The following is a 21,508-nucleotide window of genomic DNA, read 5'->3' as shown; positions in this document are numbered from 1 at the left end:
GCACTTTATGCCTACACACACGTGGCGCACGAGGGCGGCTTCGATCTTGCACCTTACGCCGCGGTCAATCGCTGGATCGACCGCGTGGCGCGGATGGCAAACTACATTCCGATCACGCTCGCGGCGGGTGTTCGTGTTCCCGCTTCGGAAGCCGCCGCTCCTGGAGGCACGGCCGCGGTGCGGCCATAGGATCGAGCGAGGGGAGGTTCCGCCATGGACGGCAACCGATCGAACGAGAATGACGGCCTCCGCTTCGTCGAAGCGTATCGCAGGAACGCCGAAATACTTGCCAGGGAAGGGCTCTACGATCCCCGCGACGAGCACGATTCCTGCGGTGTAGGACTTGTCGCCGCCATAGATGGAAAGCCGCGCCGGGATGTGGTGACCGCTGGTATTGCGGCCCTCAAGGTGCTGTGGCACCGGGGCGCCGTCGACGCCGATGGCAAGACCGGCGACGGAGCTGGCATCCACGTCCAGATCCCGCAAAATTTCTTCAAGGAGCATATCCGCCATACGGGACACGAACCGGGCGAGGGCCGTCTTGCGTGCGGCATGATCTTTCTGCCGCGCACCGATTTCGCAGGCCAGGAGCGTTGCCGCTGCATCGTAGAGACGGAAATCCTGGCGTTTGGCTACGGTATCTTCGGCTGGCGCCAGGTGCCGATCGATATTTCGGTCATCGGCGAGAAGGCGAATGCGACGCGGCCCGAGATCGAGCAGATCCTGATCGACAATACCAAGGGATTGAACGCTCGCCAATTCGAGATCGAGCTCTACATCATTCGCAGGCGCATCGAGAAGCAAATCCTCGCCGAAAGCATTCGGGATTTCTTCATCTGCTCGCTGTCCTGCCGTTCGATCATCTACAAGGGTATGTTCCTCGCCGAGCAGCTCACCGCATTCTACCCGGACCTGCTCGATGAGCGCTTCGTCTCGAACTTCGCGATCTATCACCAGCGTTATTCGACGAACACCTTCCCCAGTTGGCCGCTTGCGCAACCGTTCCGAATGCTCGCCCACAACGGCGAGATCAATACGCTCCTCGGCAACATCAACTGGATGAAGGCGCATGAGCCGCGCATGGCGCACGAATGGTTCGGCGAATACATGGCCGACCTGCTGCCCATCATCCAGCCCGGCAGCTCGGACTCGATGGCGCTCGACGCCGTTTTCGAGGTGATGGTCCGGGCGAACCGTACCGTGCCGATGGTGAAGACAATCCTGATGCCCGAGGCGTGGGCCAACAGGGCGGACATGTCCCAGGCGATCAAGGATCTTTATTCCTACTGCAACGCGATCATGGAGCCGTGGGACGGACCGGCCGCGATTTGCGCCTATGGCGGGCAGTGGGCGGTTGCATGCATGGATCGCAATGGCCTGCGGCCGATGCGTTACACGATCACGGCGGATGGCCTCGTCATCGTGGGCTCGGAGACCGGCATGGTCCGACTCGAGGAGGCGAACGTGGTCGAGAAGGGCCGCGTCGGGCCCGGCCAGATGATTGCCGTCGATCTGCGCGGCGGCAAGCTCTATCACGATCAGGATATCAAAGAAGCACTCGCCAAGGAGCGTCCCTACGGCCAATGGGTGAAGCAGATCAAGAAGCTCGACAGTCTCCTCAAGAAGGGAGCCGACGAGCGGGTCGAATTTCAGCGCGAGGATCTGCGCCGGCATCAGCTTTCGGTTGGCTGGACGCTCGAGGATCTCGAGCTCGTGCTGCACCCGATGGCGGAAGATGGCAAGGAGCCGGTCGGCTCGATGGGCGACGACACGCCGATCGCCGTCCTATCCGAACAGCACCGCGGGCTTCATCATTATTTCCGGCAGAATTTCAGCCAGGTCACGAACCCACCGATCGATTCCTTGCGCGAGACCCGCGTGATGTCCCTCGTCACGCGCCTCGGCAACCTCGGCAACATCCTCGACGAGGACGAATCCCAGTGCCGGCTTCTCCAGTTGAGCTCGCCCGTGCTCTCGAACGGCGAATTCGAGGCCATGCGGAGTCATATGGGCTCAAGTGCGGCGGATATCGATTGCACCTTCGATTGGCGCAAGGGCGACGGGGCGCTTCGCGAGGCGATTTCGCGCATTCGCCAGGAGGCCGAGGATGCCGTGCGGGGAGGGGCCCAGCACGTCATACTTTCCGACGACCGTGTTGACGGCGCCAACGCGGCGATCCCGATGATCCTCGCCGCTGGCGCCGTGCACTCGCACCTCGTGCGCAAAAAGCTCAGAACATTCTGCTCGCTCAACGTGCGCAGCGCCGAGTGCATGGATGTGCATTATTTCGCCGTCCTGATCGGGGTTGGTGCTACGACGGTAAACGCCTATCTCGCCCAGGCAACCCTCGCCGACCGCCACCGTCGCGGCCTCTTTGGCTCGCTCCCATTCGATCAGGTGGTGCACCGATTCAAATACGCCGTCGATCAGGGCCTCCTCAAGATCATGTCGAAGATGGGCATTTCCGTCGTCAGCTCGTACCGCGGCGGGTACAATTTCGAGGCCCTGGGCCTCTCGCGTTCCCTTGTGGCCGAGTTCTTCCCGGGCATGCCGTCGCGCATTTCGGGTATCGGCCTCAGCGGCATCGAGCGCAAGCTCTGTGAAATGCACGAGCGCGCCTACGCCGAGGATTTCGCGGCACTTCCCGTCGGCGGGTTTTACAAGTACCGCCGTGGCGGGGAGACGCACGCCTACCAGGGCTCGCTCATCCATACGCTGCAGACCGCGGTCGCGGGCGATTCGTACTCGACATACAAGAAATACAGCGACGGACTGCGCAAGCTTCCACCCATTTCTCTCCGCGACCTTCTCGACTTCGCACCCAAGGGTCAGCCGATCTCGGTCGACGAGGTCGAATCGATCACCGAAATCCGCAAGCGCTTCGTTACCCCGGGCATGTCCCTGGGCGCCCTCGGGCCGGAAGCGCACGAAACGCTCAACATCGCGATGAACCGCATCGGCGCCAAGGCCGACAGCGGGGAGGGTGGCGAGGACCCGACCCGCTTCAAGCCCAAGGCAAACGGCGATAATCCGAACTCTGCGATCAAGCAAGTGGCGTCGGGCCGCTTCGGCGTGACGGCCGAATATCTCAATAATTGCCGCGAACTCGAGATAAAGGTGGCGCAAGGGGCCAAGCCCGGTGAGGGCGGGCAACTGCCGGGATTCAAGGTGACCGAGATGATCGCCAAGCTGCGGCATTCCACGCCGGGCGTGATGCTCATCTCGCCACCGCCGCACCACGATATCTACTCGATCGAGGACCTGGCGCAGCTCATCTACGACCTGAAGCAGATAAATCCGAATTGCCTCGTATGCGTGAAGCTTGTATCGCGCTCGGGCATCGGCACGGTGGCGGCCGGGGTCGCCAAGGCGAAGGCGGACGTGATCCTGGTCTCGGGTCACGTCGGCGGAACCGGTGCATCGCCCATGTCGAGCATCAAGTTCGCGGGAACGCCTTGGGAGATGGGCCTCTCCGAGGTTCACCAGGTCTTGACGCTCAATCGACTGCGCCACCGGGTGAAGCTTCGCACCGACGGTGGCATCAAGTCGGGTCGCGACGTGGTCATCGCCGCGATGCTCGGGGCCGAGGAATACGGCGTCGGCACCGCGGCCCTCGTTGCCATGGGCTGCATCCTGGTGCGTCAGTGCCATTCGAACACGTGCCCTGTCGGTGTGTGCACCCAGGACCCGAAATTGCGCGCGAAGTTCGAAGGCACGCCGGAGCGCGTGGTCAATCTCTTCACATTCGTCGCCGAGGAGGTTCGCGAAATCCTTGCCTCGCTCGGCGCTCGCTCCCTCAATGAGATCATCGGCCGCACCGACCTGCTGTTCCAGGTCAGCCGCGGCAGCCCGCATCTCGACGACCTCGACCTCAACCAGATCCTGGCCCAAGCCGATCCCGGCGATTATCCGCGCTATTGCACGCTCGAGAGCCGGAACGAAGTTCCCGATACCCTCGATTCGCAGATCATCAAGGATGCGACCGCCCTCCTCGAGGACGGCGAGAAAATGCAGCTTGCCTACAACATTCGAAACACCTACCGCGCGATCGGCACGCGCCTCTCTTCGGAGATTACGCGGCGCTACGGCATGTCGAGCCTGCCGCCCGCGCACATCACGGTGCGGCTGAGAGGCTCGGCCGGCCAATCGCTTGGCGCCTTTGCCGTCCAGGGCCTGAAGCTCGAAGTGTTCGGCGATGCGAACGACTACGTGGGCAAGGGCCTTTCGGGCGGGACGATCGTGCTGCGCCCCATGACGGCCGCACTCTATGCTAGCCAGGACAACACCATCATGGGCAACACCGTGCTTTACGGTGCGACGGCAGGCAAATTGTTCGCTGCCGGTCAGGCGGGCGAGCGCTTTGCCGTGCGCAACTCGGGCGCCGATGCCGTCATCGAAGGCTGCGGCTCGAACGGGTGCGAGTACATGACGGGCGGGACCGTCGTCATCCTCGGCCCGGTCGGCGACAATTTTGCGGCCGGCATGACGGGTGGCATGGGTTTCGTCTACGACGCCGACGAGGGGCTGCCGAAGCACATCAATCCGGAAACCGTTCTTTGGCAGCGCATCGAAATGCCCCATTGGGATCTCGTCTGCCGCCAGCTCGTCGAACAGCATGTCGAGAACACCCAATCGCGCTTCGCGAGCGGTCTCCTCAATGACTGGGATCGCGAGGTGATGCGATTCTGGCAGATTGTCCCCAAAGAGATGATCGGCCGACTCGCCCATCCGGTTAGCCGGGCTGCGAAAGCCGCGGCAACGGCGTAGTCGAGGGACGACGGGCGTCTGCCCGCACCGCGCATGAGAGATTCTTCATATTTTCCCTACACGGCGCGGCGCCTGTCCACTAGAATCCAGCGCCCATGCGCACGCTCTATCACCTTTGGCTCTCGCCCTTTTCCCGAAAAGTCAGGATCGCCCTTCGCGAGAAGAAGCTCGACTTCGAAATGCAAATCGAAAAAGTGTGGGAACGCCGTCCCGAATTCGTGGCTATCAATCCCGCGGGGCAAGTGCCGGTCTTCATCGACGAGAATGGCACCGCGGTGGTCGACAGCAGTGCCATCTGCGAATATTTGGAGGCGGTTTATCCCGAACCGGTGCTCTATGGCGCCTCTCCCCAAGAAGGTGCTGAGATTCGCCGACTTGCGGCATGGTTCGACCATAAATTCGGCTGCGAGGTGACGGCCAATCTTGTCGGCGAAAAATTGGGAAAGCGCCTTTTCGGCCGCGGCGAACCGAGCTCCAACGCGATTCGCGCCGGGCTCCAGAACATTCATCCGCATCTCGATTATATTGGCTATCTCGCGGATCGCCGGAATTGGCTTGCGGGCGAGGCGTTTTCGATGGCCGACGTCGCGGCGGGTGCTCATCTCTCGGCCGTCGACTATATCGGCGACGTGCCTTGGGACGAGCATCCTCGCGCGCGGGAGTGGTATGCGCGGCTCAAGTCGCGCCCGAGCTTTCGCCCAATCTTGGCCGACCATGTACCGGGCGCGCCGCCGGCGGCGCATTATGCCGATCTTGATTTCTGAAACTTGGCTCCGGCGGGCCGCGTGACTGGACGGCGACTATTTGTCTTCGGTCTCGGCTATACCGCGCGGCATCTGGCGCAGAGCTGGCTCGCGGAGGGTTGGCGGGTCGCCGGTACCTTCCGCAACGAATCGGCGGCGGCACTTGGGGACCTCGAAATCGAGACATACCGATTCGATCGCGACCATCCCCTCAGCGATTTCGGGGCGGCACTCGCGGGAACGACGCACCTCCTGTCTTCGGTGCCGCCCGACGGCGACGGCGATCTTGTGCTCGATTGCCACGGCCGCGATATCGCAGCGCTCGAGGGACTTGAATGGGCGGGATACCTTTCGACGACCGGCGTCTACGGCGATCGAGAAGGGGGCGAAGTCGACGAAAGTTCGGCCCTGTCGCCGACGAGTGAGCGCGGGCGCAGGCGGGCGGCGGCCGAAGCCGGCTGGCTCGCACTCCACGAAGCGCACCTTCTGCCCGTGCATATTTTCCGTCTTGCCGGCATCTATGGACCGGGCCGCAGCGCGCTCGACGCCGTGCGCGCGGGCACGGCAAGGCGTATCGCCAAGCCTGGCCACATCTTTTCGCGAATTCATGTCGACGATATCGTGGCCACCCTGCGCGCGTCGGCGGCAAGACCGAACCCTGGGGCTGTCTACAATCTGTGCGACGATCACCCGGCTGCGGGCGAAGCCGTCATCGCCTATGCGTGCAAGCTTCTGAAGATCGAGCCGCCGGCGCTTATTCCAATCGGAGAGGCGGGGCTTTCGCCGATGGCCGCGAGCTTTTATCGTGACAGCAAGCGGGTCAGCAACGCGCGCATCAAGCGTGAACTCGGCGTGCGACTTCAATTTCCCGATTATCGCGCGGGTCTCGAAGCGATTCTCGAAGGGGAGGCCTGACCGGCCTCAGCCGAACCGGTCGCAAAGTCTCGCAACGGTCTCGCACATTCGCTCGAGGTCTTGCAGCTCGGAAAGACGGTGCCCCGCACCCTTGACCAACGTGATCTCGACGTCCCCCGACGTCAGACCGTCCTTTATGCGCATCGATGTTTGCCACGGCACGTCCGGATCGGAAAGGCCGTGGATGAGCCGCACGGGACCGTCGAAGGGGATCGAGCCGGTCAGCAGTAAATTGGCCTTTCCGTCCTCGATGAGTGCGAGGGTGACAGGGGTGGGTGTGGGGTCGTACTCGGACGGCAAATGAACGATACCGTCGCGCATCAGGACGTTTCGCTGTTCGGCCGAAAAATTACGCCACATCAGATCTTCGGTAAAATCGGGAGCGGCGGCGATACCGACCAGGCCCTTGATGCGGTCCGGCCGCCGCTTCGCGACCAGCAACATGATCCACCCGCCGAGGCTCGACCCCACAAGAATAACCGGGCCCGTGGTGAGGGAGTCGAGCGCCAGGAGCGCATCCCCCAACCAGTCGCTGATCACAGTGTCCTCGAAGCGACCTGAGGACTGCCCGTGCCCGCTATAATCGAAGCGCAAGTACGCTTGGCCGCGGCGTTTGCAAAGAGCCTCCAGCGCCAGCGCCTTGCCGCCGCTCATGTCGGAGCGATAGCCGGTAAGGAACATGACGGTTGGTGACCGGCCATCCAACTTGTGATACGCGATAGTGCCGCCGGCCGGCCGCGCAAGCCGTCGCAGCGGGGGGTTGTCGCGCGATTCCACGACAGGCATATCTTTCTCGGTTCAATTCAGCATGGGTATCGATACGCACTCTAGCATTGAGACCGGGCAGCGCCCAACCGGGCGTACACGCGCCGAGCGGCCGACGGTTCTGCAGGTCCTGCCAGCCCTCCATACGGGGGGTGCCGAGCGGGGCTGCGTCGATGTAGCGACGGCCCTGGTGCGCAGCGGCGGCCGTGCGCTCGTCGCGTCTTCCGGCGGCCCGCTCGTGCGAGAGCTGACGCGCGCCGGAGCCGAGCACATCGTGCTTCCGCTTGCGAGCAAGAACCCGTTTGTGATGCGTAAGAACGTAGGCCGGCTTGTCGATCTCGTCGAACGGAACAACGTCGATATCGTGCATGCACGGAGCCGCGCGCCGGCGTGGAGTGCGATCGCCGCTGCACGACGCACCGGCCGGCCCTTTCTCACCACCTTTCACGGCAAGTATTCCGAGGGCAACTATCTCAAGCGCTTATACAACTCGGTGATGGTGCGGGGTGAACTGGTCATTGCGATCTCTGAACATATTGAAACGCTAATTCAGACGCGCTACGGCGTCGACCCGGCCCGCATCCGTCTCATTCCCCGGGGTATCGACCTCGAGGTCTTCAATCCGGCGCATGTGGCGCCGTCTCGCCTCGTTCAACTCGCGCGACAGTGGCGCCTTCAGGATGGCATGCCCGTCATCATGTTGCCGGGACGGCTTACCCGGTGGAAAGGACATCACGTCCTGCTCGACGCCTTGGCCCGGCTTGGGCGCCTCGACGTGAGATGTGTCCTTGTCGGCTCCGATCAGGGGCGGAGCAGATATCGCAGGGAGCTTGAACGCCGCATTCTGCGGCTGGGATTGACGCCCATCGTCCATATCGTGGATCACTGCAATGACATGGCGGCGGCATATATGCTTTCCGATGTCGTCGTGTCGGCCTCGACGGAGCCCGAGCCGTTCGGCCGGGTGACGGTAGAGGCGCAGGCGATGGGCCGGCCGGTGATCGCAAGCGATCACGGCGGGTCGCGAGAGATCGTGATCGCGAGCGAAATGAGCTGGCTAACGACACCGGGCGATGCCGAGGCGCTCGCCGAAGCACTCTCCCAGGCGCTCGCCCTCGACCCTCGCGTGCGGGAGCGGCTTGCCGAATCCGTAATCGCACGCGCCCATGAACAATTCGCGAAGGAGACCATGTGCGAACGCACATTGGCGGTTTATGACGAGCTTCGCGAACGCGCGGTCGTCAGCGCGTGACGTCCGGACGGCAGCGTATTCTTGTCATCAAGCTCGGCGCCCTCGGCGATTTCGTCCAGGCAATGGGTCCGATGGCGGCAATCCGCCGGCACCACGGAGATGCCCACATCGTCCTGTTGACGACTGCGCCGTTCGCGCAACTCGGCCAGTCCTCGGGCTATTTCGACGATGTTTGGCTCGACGATCGGCCTCCGATACTGGCGATCCGCGCTTGGCTGCGCTTTCGGCGCCGCTTGCGCGAGGTGCTGTTCGAGCGCGTCTACGATCTTCAAACATCGGACAGAAGCGGGTGGTACTTCCGTCTCTTTTGGCCCGGGCCGTGGCCAGAATGGTCGGGGATCGTGCTGGGCTGTTCGCATCATCACAACAATCCCGAACGGGAGCGAATGCACACGATCGATCGCCAGGCGGATCAGTTGCGCATCGCCGGAATCCGCGATGTGGGATTGCCCGACGTGTCGTGGGCGAAGGCGGATCTAAGCCGCTTCGCGTTGCCGGGGCGTTATGCCCTTCTTGTGCCCGGTGCCTCGCCGCATCGGCCGGCGAAGCGCTGGCCGCTTGAGCGGTATGCGGGGCTTGCCCATGAATTGGAGCGTGCCGCCATCGTTCCCGTAATCCTCGGAACCAAGGCCGACCGGCCGTTCGGCCGAGCGATCGTTGCACGCGCGGCGACGGCGCGCGATCTCACCGGCGAGACGAACATCCTCGAGATTATTACCCTTGCGCGCGATGCAGCTCTCGCGGTCGGCAACGACACCGGGCCCATGCACTTGACGGCGGCAGCCGGCTGCCCATCGCTCGTGCTTTTCTCGGGGGCATCGGACCCGGCCCTGTGCGCGCCACGCGGCGCGCGGGTGACGATCCTCCGGCGTCGGCGGCTTTACGAGCTGAAATTAACGGAGGTGCTCGACGCCCTTCCGCGCCAAGAAGCCTGTTCTTAACAGTAAAGAAAGCCTTGCATGGCAGCGTTCGATCACTAGACTTAGGCCGGCTGCGGTTCCGGCAGTCAGGTGGAATCATGCGCGCTTACCGGAACGGCTCGTCGCGGGAGGACGGAGTCGTTTGGCGCGCCCTCGCTTGAAGGAGATACTAAATAGTTAGACCCCCCTTTGAAATGACGCCGTCCCGGGACGGACCGGCGATCAACGAGCAAATCCGTGCAGCTGAGGTGCGGCTGATCGACGAAAATGGCGAAAATATCGGGGTTGTTTCGATCGCCCAGGCACTCGGGCGAGCCGAGCAAGCAGGCCTCGATCTTGTCGAGATAGCACCGGGGGCGATACCTCCGGTCGTCAAGATCCTCGATTTCGGCAAGTTCAAGTACGAGGAGCAAAAGAAGAAGAACGAGGCGCGCAAAAAGCAGAAGGTCATCGAGATCAAGGAGATCAAGATGCGCCCCTCGATCGATGATCACGACTATCAGATCAAGATGCGGGCGGTCGTGAAGTTTCTTGAAGAGGGCGACAAGGTCAAAGTCACCCTTCGCTTCCGGGGCCGGGAACTCGTTCACCAGGAGATCGGCATGCGCGTGCTCGAACGCGTGCGCGGCGATCTGAGCGAGCTTGGCAAAGTGGAGCAGTTCCCCAAGATGGAAGGCCGGCAGATGACGATGGTGATCGCGCCCAAATAGCGGATGCCGTCGTGGCGCCAAAGCCGTTGCCCAGGGTCGGTCCTCGATACCTCATGGGCACTTCGTGGCATAATCCTCCCCGTGGACCCGCCGAGGTCCATCTCCTCTGTTTCGAGGGAGGCACGTCATGTCCTCATACGTTCTGTTGGCTAATTTTACCGATCAAGGGATCAGGAACATCAAAGAGGCGCCGAAGCGCCGGGCCGCCGCGAGGGAATTGGCGGGAAATTCGGCGTCCAGGTCAAAAGCTCTCAACTGGCCATGGGTGCGTTCGACTTGATCATCCAGGCCGAAGCCGCGGACGACGCCGACATTGCCAAGTACGTTCTATCGCTGGCATCGAGGGGGAACGTGCGCACCACGACGATCAAGGTATTCCCCGAGGCGGACTTCGACAAAATCTTGGCTGCTGTAGCCTGAGTCCAAGAAATGCGATACCGCAACTGGGCCTCGCTCCGGCGGGGCATTTTTTTGCGGAAGTCCCAGGGTCGGCATTTGGCCCATGGAAGAACGATAGTTCGAGAAGGCCAACGCCCCTTGCGGTTTGCCAACCGGCACTTGCCTTCGGCCCTCTATCTCTGTATAACCCACGGCTTCATTGCGAGCGGCGCGGCCACAAAGGGCATGCCCAACCGCTCTTGAAGCGTCAACCTCTCTCGACAAGGACACGCAAAATGCCCAAGCTAAAGACGAAGTCCGGCGCAAAGAAGCGCTTCAAGCGCACGGCGTCCGGCAAAATCAAGGCGGCGGTTGCCTTGAAGCGTCACGGTCTTTCGAAGCGGCCTCAAAAAATGAAGCGCACATCGCGCGGCACGTTTGTGCTGCGAAAGGGCGATGAGCGGCTTGTGAAGGGCTATATGCCCTACGCGAGGGGCTGAGTCATGGCGCGCGCAACCTCTTCTTCCGCCCGTCACGCCAAGCACAAGAAAGTCTTGAAGCTTGCGAAGGGTTATCGCGGCCGGGCCAAGAACAATTTCCGCATCGCGCTCGAAAGGGTCGAAAAGGGGCTGCAATACGCCTATCGCGATCGGCGCAACCGCAAGCGCGATTTCCGCGCGCTATGGATCCAGCGTATCAACGCAGGCGTGCGCGAGCATGGCCTCACCTATGGTAAATTCGTCCACGGCCTCAAGGTCGCCGGCGTCGAGCTTGACCGCAAGGTCTTGGCCGATCTCGCGGTTCGCGACCCCGCTTCGTTTAAGGCCTTGGTGTCCCAGGCCCAAGCGGCCCTCGCCAAGGCTGGTTGATCGAACCGACCGCGAGGTGGCGCTGATAAGGGGCCTTGAGCGACAAGGCCCCTTTTGTTTTGGTGTAGCACCCTCGCCCAACCCCTCCGCGTGGCATGAGAGCCGGATGAGATGAGCATGGACGATTTGGAATCCCTCGAGAGCGATTTGATGCGCGACATCGGAGCCGCTGGCGATCTCGCGGCCCTTGAGGACGTGCGGGTCGCGGCCCTTGGTCGCAAGGGACGCATCACCGAACTCATGAAGGGCCTGGGCCGCCTCGATGAACAGTCGCGCAAGGAGGCGGGCCGCAGGCTGAACCTCATCAAGGACACGGTCGCGTCGGCGCTTGAGGCGCGGAAGGCAGCACTAGCCGACGCAGAGCTCGATGCAAAGCTCAGGCGCGAGCGCACGGACGTAACACTCCCGCCGCGCCCGGAGAATCAGGGGCGCGTCCATCCGATCAGCCAGACGATCGACGAGCTTTCCGCGATCTTCGGCGAGATGGGTTTCGCGGTTGCGGAAGGGCCGGACATCGAGGACGACTTTCATAATTTCACGGCACTTAACATTCCTTCCGAACATCCCGCACGGCAGATGATGGATACCTTCTACCTCAAGGATCGTCCGGACGGCACCCGCATGGTGTTACGCACACACACCTCGCCCGTTCAGGTTCGCACCATGCAGAGCGTGAAACCGCCCATTCGCATCATTGCACCCGGACGCACCTATCGCTGCGACAGCGACATGACGCACACGCCGATGTTTCATCAGGTCGAAGGCCTCGTCGTCGATCGCACGTCGCACATGGGGCACCTCAAGGGCTGTCTCATCGAATTCTGCCGTGCCTTCTTCGAGGTGCCGGATGTGCCAGTGCGGTTCCGTCCGAGTCATTTTCCCTTCACCGAACCCTCCGCCGAAGTGGATATCGGGTGCAGCCGCACAGGGGGTGAACTCAAGATCGGGGCGGGGGACGACTGGCTCGAAATCCTCGGCTGCGGCATGGTGCATCCGAAGGTCCTCGAAATGTGTGGCATCGATTCTGCCGTCTACCAGGGCTTCGCCTTCGGCATGGGGATCGAGCGAATTGCCATGCTCAAATACGGCATTCCCGACTTACGCACCTTCTTCGACGCCGATTTGCGCTGGCTGCGCCACTATGGATTCGCCGCCCTCGATGTGCCTTCGCTTGTTGGAGGGCTCAGCCGATGAAGTTCACGCTCGGCTGGCTCAAGGATCATCTCGAGACCGAGAAAAGCGTTGGTGAGCTTGCTGACGCACTCACCATGCTCGGGCTCGAGGTCGAGGAGGTCGTCGACCGCGCCGAAGCGCTTCGGCCGTTCACGATCGCCTATGTCGTCGAAGCGAAGCAGCACCCAAACGCCGATCGGTTGCGTGTCTGTATCGTCGATACGGGGCATGGGAAAGTCCAGGTCGTGTGCGGCGCATCCAACGCGCGGACGGGCATGAAGGGCGTCTTTGCGCCCGCAGGCGTTCACATCCCCGGCACCGGCCTCGACCTTCAGAAAGGTGTCATCCGGGGTGTCGAGTCGAACGGCATGCTCTGCTCCGAGCGGGAAATGGGCATCTCCGACGAACATGAGGGGATCATCGATCTTCCGGAGGAGGCGCCGGTCGGCGAGTTCTTCGCGAGGTACATGGGTTTCGACGATCCGGTGATCGACATAGCCGTGACGCCCAACCGGGCGGACGCGCTCGGCGTGCGCGGCATCGCGCGCGATCTCGCCGCCGCCGGTTTCGGCAGACTGAAGCCCGATCCCCGCACCGCACCCATGAAAGGCCAGTTCGCGAGCCCGGTCAAATGGTTGCGGGCGCTCCCCGGGGACGCGGCAAGTGCGTGCCCGTTCGTGGTCGGGCGCTATTTTCGGAACGTGACGAACGGACCGAGCCCGCGCTGGCTCCAGGACCGCTTGCGCGCTATCGGTCTCAGGCCCATCTCCGCACTCGTCGACATCACCAACTACGTGACTGTCGACCTCAGTCGTCCGCTTCACGTGTGGGACGCGGACAAAGTGTCGGGCGATTTGACGATGCGCTTGGCGCGGACCGGCGAAAGCATCCAAGCCCTCAATGGAAAGCACTATGTCCTCGACGGCGAAATGACGGTCATCGTCGACCGTAACGAGGTCCATGGTCTTGGCGGGATCATGGGCGGTGAAGCGAGCGGGTGTACCGAGGCGACGAAGAACGTCTTCCTCGAGGTAGCGCTGTTCGACCCGGTGCGCACGGCGCGGACCGGTCGCAAGCTCCAAATAGAAAGCGACGCGCGCTATCGCTTCGAGCGCGGTCTCGATCCGACATCCGCACTCTGGGGTGCCGAGGTTGCGGCCCGGCTCGTTCTCGAATTCTGCGGCGGTGAGGCGAGCGAGGTCGTCAGTGCCGGGGAGCTTCCGAGCTGGCGGCGGATAATTCCACTGCGCCCGAATCGGGTCGAAACGCTCGGTGGCGTTGAAATGACGCTTGCCGAACAGAAACGCATCCTCGATGCCCTCGGCTACGAAACTGCCGAAGGTACGGACGGACTCAAGGTGTCGCCGCCCTCTTGGCGCGGCGACGTGGGAGCCGAGGCGGATCTCATCGAGGACATCCTTCGCGTGCGCGGCTACGACAGCATCCCCGTCGTGCCGATGCCGCTCGATACACCGTTACCCCAGCTTTCGTTGACGCCTTTCCAACGGCGCGTGCGTGCTGTGAAACGAGGACTCGCTGCTCGCGGCTTGATGGAAGCGGTGACATTCTCGTTCACCGACTCGCGTCACGCGGCGCTCTTCGGCGGCGGTAATCCGGCACTCGCACTCGCCAATCCGATTTCAAGCGATCTCGATGTCATGCGCCCGTCGGTTTTGCCGAACCTGATCGCAGCGGCGGGGCGAAACGCGGACCGCGGCCATGGCGATCTCGCTCTATTCGAGGTCGGCCCGCAATACGCCGATGACACGCCGTCCGGCCAGGCGATGGTCGCCGCGGGCGTGCGCGCTGGCAAGGTGGTGCCGCGTCATTGGGCCGTGCCGCACCGGGACGCCGATACCTTCGACGCGAAGGCCGACGCGCTCGCAGCAATCGCGGAAGCGGGTGGACCAGCCGAGGTGCAAGTCACCTCGGAAGCGCCCGGCTGGTATCACCCGGGGCAGTCGGGTGCGATTCGCCTCGGGGCCAACGTGCTCGCCTGGTTCGGGACCCTCCATCCCAAAGTCCTGCGGCACATGGACGTGAAAGGCCCGATGGTCGCTTTCGAGGTCTTTCTCGATCGCGTACCGCAACCCCGCGCCAAGGCCGGTAAAATCCGGCCGCTCCTCAGGGCGTCGCCGTTTCAGCCGGTCGAGCGCGATTTTGCATTCATCCTCGATCGCGAAGTCGAGGCGCAAGCGGTTGTGCGCGCCGCCAAGGGAGTCGACAAGACCCTCATCGCCGAAGTCGCCGTTTTCGACGTCTATGCTGGCCCGGGCGTGCCGGAGGGCAAGAAGTCGCTTGCGATCGGCATCAGGCTTCAGCCGGTCGAACGCACCTTGACGGACGAGGAAATCGATGAAATCGGCAGGAAGATCGTAACAGCCGTCGTCAAGGCCACCGGCGGCAGTCTGCGCACGTGAGAAATGTCGAATATCTTCGTTCGGCGGCCATTCGAGATGCGGTCGTGCGTGGCGCTCGTTCCGGCAAAGCGCTTTGCCTTGGCGCTGCCGGGTGCTAAATAGCGCCGGCTGCGGCCGCACGGAAACATGACCGATCTCGCCCACATCCGTAACTTCGCGATCATCGCGCATATCGATCACGGCAAATCCACCCTTGCCGACCGGTTGATCCAGCGCTGTGGCGGCGTGTCCGAGCGGGATTTTCACGACCAACTCCTCGACAATATGGATATCGAGCGCGAGCGCGGCATCACCATCAAGGCGCAGACTGTGCGCCTCTCATACAAGGCGAGGAATGGCGAGATCTATGCGTTGAACCTCATGGACACGCCGGGTCACGTCGATTTCACCTATGAGGTGAGCCGCTCGCTTGCCGCCTGCGAGGGATCGCTTCTCGTCGTCGATGCAAGCCAAGGGGTCGAGGCGCAGACACTCGCCAACGCCTATCTGGCGGTCGAGGCCAATCACGAGATTGTGCCGGTGCTCAACAAGATCGACTTGCCGGCGGCGGAGCCCGAGCGCGTGCGGCGGCAGATCGAAGAGGTGATCGGCCTCGACGCCTCCCACGCGATATCCGTTTCGGCCAAGACCGGGCAGGGCATCGACGACGTGTTGGAAGCCTTGGTCGAGCGCCTGCCCCCGCCCGAAGGCGAACGCAACGCCCCCGTGAAAGCACTTCTTGTCGATAGCTGGTACGACCCCTATCTCGGCGTCGTCATCCTCGTGCGTGTGAAGGACGGTGCAATCAGGAAGGGCCAGAAGCTGCGCATGATGGCGACCGGCGCCACGCACGAGGTCGACCGCGTGGGCGTATTCACGCCAAAACTTATCGATGCGGATGAGTTGGCGCCGGGGGAGATCGGATTCATCATGGCCGGCATCAAGGCCGTGGCCGACTGCCGGATCGGCGACACGCTGACCGAGGAGCGCCGCCCTGCGGCCGAGCCGCTGCCGGGCTTCAAGCCGAGCGTTCCCGTCGTCTTCTGTGGCCTATTCCCGATCGACACCAATGAGTTCGAACAGCTTCGCGATAGCCTCGCCAAACTCCGCCTCAACGACGCGAGCTTTCATTACGAGCCCGAAACGTCGGCGGCCCTGGGATTCGGATTCCGCTGCGGTTTCCTCGGGCTTCTCCACATGGAGATCATCGAGGAGCGGCTTCATCGCGAGTTCGACCTCGACTTGATCGCAACGGCGCCGAGTGTTGTCTACCGCCTTCATTTGACGAACGGCGAAATCCAGGAGCTCCACAATCCCGCCGATATGCCCGATCCCGTCAAGATCGAGCATGTCGAAGAGCCGTGGATCCGCGGCACGATCATGGTGCCGGACGAGTATCTGGGCGCCATCCTGGCACTCTGCACCGAACGGCGGGGCGAGCAGGCCGATCTTACCTATGCCGGAAACCGCGCCATGCTTGTCTATCGCCTGCCGCTCAACGAAGTTGTTTATGACTTCTACGATCGGCTGAAGTCGATCAGCCGGGGCTATGCAAGCTTCGATTATCATATCGAAGGCTATCGCGAGGGCGACCTCGTGAAGCTTACGATCCTGGTTAACGCCGAGCCTGTCGACGCGCTCTCGATCATCGTGCACCGAAGCCGCGCCGAGCAGCGCGGACGGCAACTTTGCGCGCGGCTCAAGGATCTCATTCCGCGCCAGCTCTTCAAGATCGCGATCCAGGCGGCGATCGGCGGCCGCATCATCGCGCGCGAAACCGTCTCGGCATTGCGCAAGGACGTAACGGCCAAATGCTATGGCGGCGACATCACGCGCAAGCGCAAGCTTCTCGAGAAGCAAAAGGAAGGAAAAAAACGGATGCGCCAGTTCGGCAAGGTCGAAATTCCGCAATCGGCCTTTCTTGCCGCCCTCAAGATGAGCGACGACTGAGGCGCCAGTGTGGCGAATCCGAAATTCGCTACAGCTTACCCGAAACTGCTGTGATGACGCCGGCGTCGCGTGCGGCTACGGAAGATGAGGAGGAAAAGAATGCCGAGCACCCCGAGCACCAGCCACGCGGGCATCAAAAGGACCGGGCGGATACCGTAATCCCAGAGGAACGCCGCGATGTAGCGCTGCACCACGGCCTGGACGAGATTGAGCGAATTCGGGCTCTCCCTGTACCAGAGTTCTCCCGTCGCCATGATGTGATAGGTTCCTTGGTCGAGCCAGGCGTAAGCCTCCATGGCTACGACAAGAAACGCGCAAAGGATCAGCAACCACCCAAGGATGCGTCCGAACAGCATATGAGCTTCCCGGTTTGGAGCGTCGAGCGGCACCTTTTTACATTATATTCGGCGCGTAATTTGACCATTGCCGGTCGAGCTGGCAACCGGAAATCCTGCCCGGGGAAAAATGGGCTCGATTCATGTACCGAGGTTCGGGTGACCGCCGGCTCGAAAATAACCCCCTCCACGGGCCGGATGGGGAACCCGGGCAGCGTGCCCGGCGCAAGCGTGGTCGGCGGGACGAGCGCGGGCACCGAACGCCCCAGTGCACGATTCTTGGCGAGGTTTGGGCCGCCTGCTATTGTGCCGGCCCTTTCTGGAGGGATGGCCGAGTGGCTTAAGGCGCACGCTTGGAAAGCGTGTTTAGGGGAAACCCTAACGTGGGTTCGAATCCCACTCCCTCCGCCAGTCAGTCTACCTTACGGGGAAGAATAGCAAGGCAACCGAGCGAGAGCGCGCGAATCCGGCCATTCCTCGCGGCAAACCCAATTAGAGGCGATCGCGCGGAAACCGAATTTGGGCTCCAATGCGGCGTGCGTCTCCGTTGCCGTTTTCGGGGGTGGCTAGTCTATGCCGCAGCTCCTCATATAATGGGGCGCCGACAGCCTCGTCGGCGGCGCGCTTATGCGCGAACCTAACGTATGATCATATCGCGCGGGACCTTGGTGAAGGTCTCGCCGCCGTTTGGCGTCACACGAACGGCTTCGCTCAGGATATACGAGTCTTCCCGTTCCCAAATCCCGATGATGAGATGGAACGTGAAATCCGGTTCCAAGATGGTCTTGTCGTCGTTTTGAACACTGAAGCAGCCGTCGGCCCAGTTGATGCCGATCGAATAGCCGATACGCGATTCCTTGCGGACGCCACCCGGTTTGAATGCCTTCATGAAGGCGCGATGTATGTCCCCCGCCTGCGCTCCCGGCTTGACCGCCGCAAGGCCGGCGGTAAACCCGGCCAGCACTGTCTCGTGTACGTGCTTGTATCTGGCAGGAGGAGTACCGAGATAGACGGTCCGCGACAGTGGGCAGCAATAACGATGAACGAAGCCGCCGATCTCGAAATTGGTCTGACGCTGCTTTTCATATCGACGATCGGTCCACTTAATGTGCGGAGCTTGCGACCAGGGTGTCACCGGCATCGTGACAGGGACTCCAGGGCCTCCGCCAGTTTCGGCGATACCCTCTGCCAGGTGATGCATGACCGTCGCCGCGACGTCGCACTCTCGCACCCCAACGGCAATTTTGTTGGCGCCAGCAGTCAGCGCCCGATCGACAATCCGAGCCGCCGTCTGCATGTAATTGATCTCGTTCGGCGACTTTTTGATCGTCACGCTCGGCACGACGGATGTGCCGTCTTCAACCTTTCGGCCGCCGATCGCCTGGATCAGGCGCTCATAGTCGCGATGGGAAAATCCCTTGGCACCTGCCTCGATGCCGATCCGCCCACTCTGAGCGATTTCGACGATGCGCTTGCCGATCACTTCCCACGGGGATCGCGCGGCGGTGCCGATATAGCTTTCGGAATAGCACTCAATGCGTCTCTCATCGAGATAGACCGTGGGATAGGCGCAATGGAGGTCCATTTCTCGTAACATGAGAACCGGATCCGCATCGCCGGCGCGCAAAATCGCCGCCTGCGGGACATAGTCGGAGAAGCCCTCATAGCCGGTGAGATAACACAAATGCCCTTCATTTAGGACCACTAGGGTATCGATTCCCTGGGCCTGCATCGCGGCGCAGACTTTCTTCACGCGATCCCGATATTCGTTCGGTGTGAATGCCGCCATGACTCGATCTCCCTACTGGTAGGTAGTGTTCATTGGAACGGTGCGTGCGGAGTACTTCGCACTCAAAAATGGCCTGAGCCCTTTGCAATAATCGCAACGCTGTCGACGCACCATTCCCCATGCCGACGGCGATACAGGACCGGTATCAGCGCAAGCGCTTGCAGCAGATCACCAAGGGACAGTCTTACCGAAGCGATCAAGATACTGCAGACCGGGCGTCCCAAGCTTGGAGATCAGCACGTCTACCAGGCCGGGCACGGTCTCCTCTAAGCCGAAAGGCGCGTCCGGGCCTCCCAAGTCGGTGCGAATCCAGCCCGGAGCCATCAGCACCATAGCGCGCGGCCCTCCGGCTTGTCGGGCTGCAAAGCTCCGCATGAACATGTTCAGCGCCGCTTTGCTGCCGCGATAGACCTCCCGCATCCCCTTCTCGTTGTTGGTGATGCTGCCCTGGCCGGACGACATCGCTCCGATCAGTCCTTCCGCAGGCACGAGATCCTGGAGCGCTTCAATGACGCGCATGGGGCTCAGCGCGTTCGTCACCATCACGCGGATGAACTCTTCCGTGGTCACGTCGCCAATATGGACGTGCTCATCATGCGTGGTGGTTCCAGCGTTCACGAACAGCATGTCGAGCACTCTGCCGGCCAGACGGCTACGCAAGGATGTGACCTGATCGGCCTGGTTGATGTCGAGTGTCTCAATCCCGACGCGGCCTTCGTGCTCCTCCGCGAGATCGTGAAACTTGGTTCGGGCCCCAGTCCTAACCGTACCTATGACGTTCCACCCTCTACTCAGGAACTCGGTGGCTAAGGCGTGGCCGAGGCCGCGCGACGCTCCAACGATCAGGATAGTCTTGGCGGATTCCCGTGAAGTGGCTGGGTGCATTGACCGCCTATAACTTGTCGAGGTCAGCAATAGATATATTTGATCCGCTTGCTCCGCGCTATGCGCACAGGGCGCACAATACAGTTGCACCGGGCGCTATGCCACACGGGCCGAACGAAACAGGTTTGGCCATGGACGATGTGGTCTAGAACCTCCTTGTGGCGCTGGACGAAGATGACCGGGCTCGTGGCTTTCTTCCAATCCAGCGCATCGCGCCGGAAAAACCGTGAATTTTGGCGTCGCTCCAGAGCAAGGCTGGTTAACGAGACCGCCGCGACGCGGGCGGGTCAACGGGGCTGAGCAGCGGCTTCCGGTAACGCCAGGAGAGGGCTCAGCCCTACGGCTACGTACGCGTCGCCGAGATCAACCGGCCGGGTCAGGAGCTATCGTTTGATGCGTCGTCGGCCGAGCTGCTCGTTCCTCCCATCACCGCCAAGAGGCTCCGATAGAAGGATGCGACCCCCTCTTCCCAGGCGGGAGTCATCCGCGTGGCGAGACCGACGTGATCGCGAAGCTTGTGATTGCGATAAACGTCCCTTGCGATCGGCACATCCTGCTCGAAGACTTCCTTCCAGCTCTGGACCATCTCCTGGCGTGCCGGCGCAAAGGCGGGATCGGTCGCGGTCGTGCCGGCGTAGTAGTGGACAAAGGTAATCCGGGTGCGGTCCGGCCCCTCGGGCATGAAGAGACCGAGGAGTGCGTGGTTCGGCCGAGTCTGCAGTGCACCCGTCGGGAAGAGCACGATGAAATGGCTGCGTGGCTCGGGCGCGCGTTCCTTAAGGATCCTCGGGAAGCCTTGCCCATAGCCCATCGCGGTCCCGGCTTTGCGCGTGTTGTCGTAGATCCGCGCGTTCGAGGTCATCATGTAGCAGCCGTCAGCATGGCCGTTGGCGTTGTTGTTGCGGCGGACGCCCGCCATCAGCTGCGGATGCAGGAAGGGGATATGATACTCGTCGAGCGTCGTCTCGACCGCGACCTTCCAGTTTCCGGGATATTCCGTCGACCATGCCTCGGCGCGTCGCAGGCCCGTGAGGTCGTAATAGGGTCGGAGCAAGTCCTCGAGGGGCCGAAGATGCTGGTCGAGCGGTGGTGCCTTCCCGTCGATGTTGACGAAGATCAGGTCGAGCCATTGGCCGACGCGTACCGGCATCAGTGCGAGACCGTCGGTCGGGAAGCTCGCATCCTGGTTGATGCGTTCGCCGCCGAGTTTTGGCGTGGCGATAAGCCGGCCCGTGAGATCATAGGTCCAAGCATGCCAAGGGCAGGTGAAGTTCGCGCTTCCCTTGCAGGGCTGCGTGACGACGCGCATCGCTCGGTGTCGACAAATGTTAAGGAAGCCGCGGATCTCTCCGTCCGCACCGCGCAGCAGCAGGATCGGCCAGCCGGCGATCTCCACGGGCAACGCGTCGCCGGGATCGGGAATGTCGGAGACGAAGGCGGCGGGGCACCAGACGCGCGGGAAAAAGCAGTGCTGCTCCAGCTCGAAGAACTCAGCCGAAAAGACGCGCCCCGGCAATCCCGTGGCTTGGCCGAGCGGGCGCTCTAGAGCGGTTATGTCTTCAGCCCGTATAAAATCGGTCAGAGGTCTCATAGCGCATCTCCGTGGAACGTCTTTTCAAAAATCAAAGCTGGCGGGCCTTGGGCCTGGCTCCCTCAGG

Annotated in this window: 18 protein-coding genes and 1 tRNA gene; 14 read left to right on the top strand and 5 right to left on the bottom strand. The window is 62.2% G+C overall.

Annotated elements, in window-relative coordinates:
• The 4 genes from VEJ16_03370 to VEJ16_03355 all read left to right on the top strand — a co-directional run.
• Positions 1-189 (top strand): hypothetical protein (locus VEJ16_03370; protein ID HYB08692.1); only part of this gene is annotated, 189 nt, incomplete at its 5' end.
• 24 nt (positions 190-213) lie between these two features.
• A complete protein-coding gene (gltB, locus tag VEJ16_03365; protein ID HYB08691.1) occupies positions 214-4,767 on the top strand; it encodes a glutamate synthase large subunit in 4,554 nt (1,517 codons plus the stop codon).
• Positions 4,768-4,862: 95 nt separating this feature from the next.
• On the top strand, positions 4,863-5,531 hold the full coding sequence (locus VEJ16_03360; protein ID HYB08690.1) for a glutathione S-transferase family protein: 669 nt from the start codon (positions 4,863-4,865) through the stop codon (positions 5,529-5,531).
• 21 nt (positions 5,532-5,552) lie between these two features.
• Positions 5,553-6,425, top strand: a complete 873-nt coding sequence (locus tag VEJ16_03355) for an SDR family oxidoreductase (protein HYB08689.1) — start codon at positions 5,553-5,555, stop codon at positions 6,423-6,425.
• A 6-nt stretch (positions 6,426-6,431) separates the two neighbouring features.
• On the opposite strand, the gene VEJ16_03350 is transcribed toward VEJ16_03355, so the two are convergent.
• Positions 6,432-7,211, bottom strand: coding sequence for an alpha/beta hydrolase (locus VEJ16_03350; protein HYB08688.1), 780 nt, complete (start codon positions 7,209-7,211; stop codon positions 6,432-6,434).
• Positions 7,212-7,233: 22 nt separating this feature from the next.
• Between VEJ16_03350 and VEJ16_03345 the strand changes: the two genes are divergently transcribed.
• The 9 genes from VEJ16_03345 (at position 7,234) to lepA (ending at position 16,841) form a co-directional block, all read left to right on the top strand.
• A complete protein-coding gene (locus tag VEJ16_03345) occupies positions 7,234-8,442 on the top strand; it encodes a glycosyltransferase family 4 protein (GenBank protein HYB08687.1) in 1,209 nt (402 codons plus the stop codon).
• Positions 8,439-9,383, top strand: coding sequence for a glycosyltransferase family 9 protein (locus VEJ16_03340; protein HYB08686.1), 945 nt, complete (start codon positions 8,439-8,441; stop codon positions 9,381-9,383). Before VEJ16_03345 ends, VEJ16_03340 begins: the two co-directional genes overlap by 4 nt.
• 173 nt (positions 9,384-9,556) lie before the next feature.
• A complete protein-coding gene (infC, locus tag VEJ16_03335; GenBank protein ID HYB08685.1) occupies positions 9,557-10,072 on the top strand; it encodes a translation initiation factor IF-3 in 516 nt (171 codons plus the stop codon).
• A gap of 216 nt (positions 10,073-10,288) precedes the next feature.
• On the top strand, positions 10,289-10,492 hold the full coding sequence (locus VEJ16_03330; GenBank protein ID HYB08684.1) for a GYD domain-containing protein: 204 nt from the start codon (positions 10,289-10,291) through the stop codon (positions 10,490-10,492).
• 254 nt (positions 10,493-10,746) lie between these two features.
• On the top strand, positions 10,747-10,950 hold the full coding sequence (gene rpmI / locus VEJ16_03325) for a 50S ribosomal protein L35 (protein HYB08683.1): 204 nt from the start codon (positions 10,747-10,749) through the stop codon (positions 10,948-10,950).
• 3 nt (positions 10,951-10,953) lie between these two features.
• The gene (gene rplT / locus VEJ16_03320; protein ID HYB08682.1) at positions 10,954-11,319 is read left to right on the top strand and encodes a 50S ribosomal protein L20; all 366 of its coding nucleotides are present in this window, start codon (positions 10,954-10,956) and stop codon (positions 11,317-11,319) included.
• A gap of 117 nt (positions 11,320-11,436) precedes the next feature.
• Positions 11,437-12,513: a phenylalanine--tRNA ligase subunit alpha gene (gene pheS / locus VEJ16_03315; GenBank protein HYB08681.1), complete on the top strand. Its 1,077-nt coding sequence runs from the start codon at positions 11,437-11,439 to the stop codon at positions 12,511-12,513.
• Positions 12,510-14,912: a phenylalanine--tRNA ligase subunit beta gene (pheT, locus tag VEJ16_03310; protein ID HYB08680.1), complete on the top strand. Its 2,403-nt coding sequence runs from the start codon at positions 12,510-12,512 to the stop codon at positions 14,910-14,912. Before pheS ends, pheT begins: the two co-directional genes overlap by 4 nt.
• A 126-nt stretch (positions 14,913-15,038) precedes the next feature.
• Positions 15,039-16,841, top strand: a complete 1,803-nt coding sequence (gene lepA, locus VEJ16_03305; GenBank protein ID HYB08679.1) for a translation elongation factor 4 — start codon at positions 15,039-15,041, stop codon at positions 16,839-16,841.
• A 35-nt stretch (positions 16,842-16,876) separates the two neighbouring features.
• Here the strand turns inward: lepA and VEJ16_03300 are convergent, their stop codons facing one another.
• Positions 16,877-17,197: a hypothetical protein gene (locus VEJ16_03300; protein HYB08678.1), complete on the bottom strand. Its 321-nt coding sequence runs from the start codon at positions 17,195-17,197 to the stop codon at positions 16,877-16,879.
• A 300-nt stretch (positions 17,198-17,497) separates the two neighbouring features.
• Here VEJ16_03300 and VEJ16_03295 point away from each other — a divergent pair.
• Positions 17,498-17,587, top strand: a tRNA-Ser gene (locus VEJ16_03295).
• A 226-nt stretch (positions 17,588-17,813) separates the two neighbouring features.
• On the opposite strand, the gene VEJ16_03290 is transcribed toward VEJ16_03295, so the two are convergent.
• The 3 genes from VEJ16_03290 to VEJ16_03280 form a co-directional block, all read right to left on the bottom strand.
• Positions 17,814-18,965, bottom strand: coding sequence for a Xaa-Pro peptidase family protein (locus tag VEJ16_03290; protein ID HYB08677.1), 1,152 nt, complete (start codon positions 18,963-18,965; stop codon positions 17,814-17,816).
• 168 nt (positions 18,966-19,133) lie between these two features.
• A complete protein-coding gene (locus VEJ16_03285) occupies positions 19,134-19,850 on the bottom strand; it encodes an SDR family NAD(P)-dependent oxidoreductase (protein HYB08676.1) in 717 nt (238 codons plus the stop codon).
• Between the two features lie 376 nt (positions 19,851-20,226).
• A complete protein-coding gene (locus VEJ16_03280; protein ID HYB08675.1) occupies positions 20,227-21,441 on the bottom strand; it encodes an aromatic ring-hydroxylating dioxygenase subunit alpha in 1,215 nt (404 codons plus the stop codon).
• Positions 21,442-21,508 lie beyond the last annotated feature (67 nt).

It is taken from the genome of Alphaproteobacteria bacterium, assembly GCA_035625915.1.
Classification (GTDB): Bacteria; Pseudomonadota; Alphaproteobacteria; order JACZXZ01; family JACZXZ01; genus DATDHA01.
This window is presented reverse-complemented; position numbering and strand designations above follow the sequence as displayed.

What these genes read in the sequence shown, in the direction of transcription:
- gltB (HYB08691.1), top strand. Translation starts at nt 214, where the DNA reads ATGGACGGCAACCGATCGAACGAGAATGACGGCCTCCGCTTCGTCGAA.
- VEJ16_03360 (HYB08690.1), top strand. Translation starts at nt 4,863, where the DNA reads ATGCGCACGCTCTATCACCTTTGGCTCTCGCCCTTTTCCCGAAAAGTC.
- VEJ16_03350 (HYB08688.1), bottom strand. Translation starts at nt 7,211, where the DNA reads ATGCCTGTCGTGGAATCGCGCGACAACCCCCCGCTGCGACGGCTTGCG.
- VEJ16_03345 (HYB08687.1), top strand. Translation starts at nt 7,234, where the DNA reads ATGGGTATCGATACGCACTCTAGCATTGAGACCGGGCAGCGCCCAACC.
- infC (HYB08685.1), top strand. Translation starts at nt 9,557, where the DNA reads ATGACGCCGTCCCGGGACGGACCGGCGATCAACGAGCAAATCCGTGCA.
- rpmI (HYB08683.1), top strand. Translation starts at nt 10,747, where the DNA reads ATGCCCAAGCTAAAGACGAAGTCCGGCGCAAAGAAGCGCTTCAAGCGC.
- rplT (HYB08682.1), top strand. Translation starts at nt 10,954, where the DNA reads ATGGCGCGCGCAACCTCTTCTTCCGCCCGTCACGCCAAGCACAAGAAA.
- pheS (HYB08681.1), top strand. Translation starts at nt 11,437, where the DNA reads ATGGACGATTTGGAATCCCTCGAGAGCGATTTGATGCGCGACATCGGA.
- pheT (HYB08680.1), top strand. Translation starts at nt 12,510, where the DNA reads ATGAAGTTCACGCTCGGCTGGCTCAAGGATCATCTCGAGACCGAGAAA.
- lepA (HYB08679.1), top strand. Translation starts at nt 15,039, where the DNA reads ATGACCGATCTCGCCCACATCCGTAACTTCGCGATCATCGCGCATATC.
- VEJ16_03300 (HYB08678.1), bottom strand. Translation starts at nt 17,197, where the DNA reads ATGCTGTTCGGACGCATCCTTGGGTGGTTGCTGATCCTTTGCGCGTTT.
- VEJ16_03290 (HYB08677.1), bottom strand. Translation starts at nt 18,965, where the DNA reads ATGGCGGCATTCACACCGAACGAATATCGGGATCGCGTGAAGAAAGTC.
- VEJ16_03285 (HYB08676.1), bottom strand. Translation starts at nt 19,850, where the DNA reads ATGCACCCAGCCACTTCACGGGAATCCGCCAAGACTATCCTGATCGTT.
- VEJ16_03280 (HYB08675.1), bottom strand. Translation starts at nt 21,441, where the DNA reads ATGAGACCTCTGACCGATTTTATACGGGCTGAAGACATAACCGCTCTA.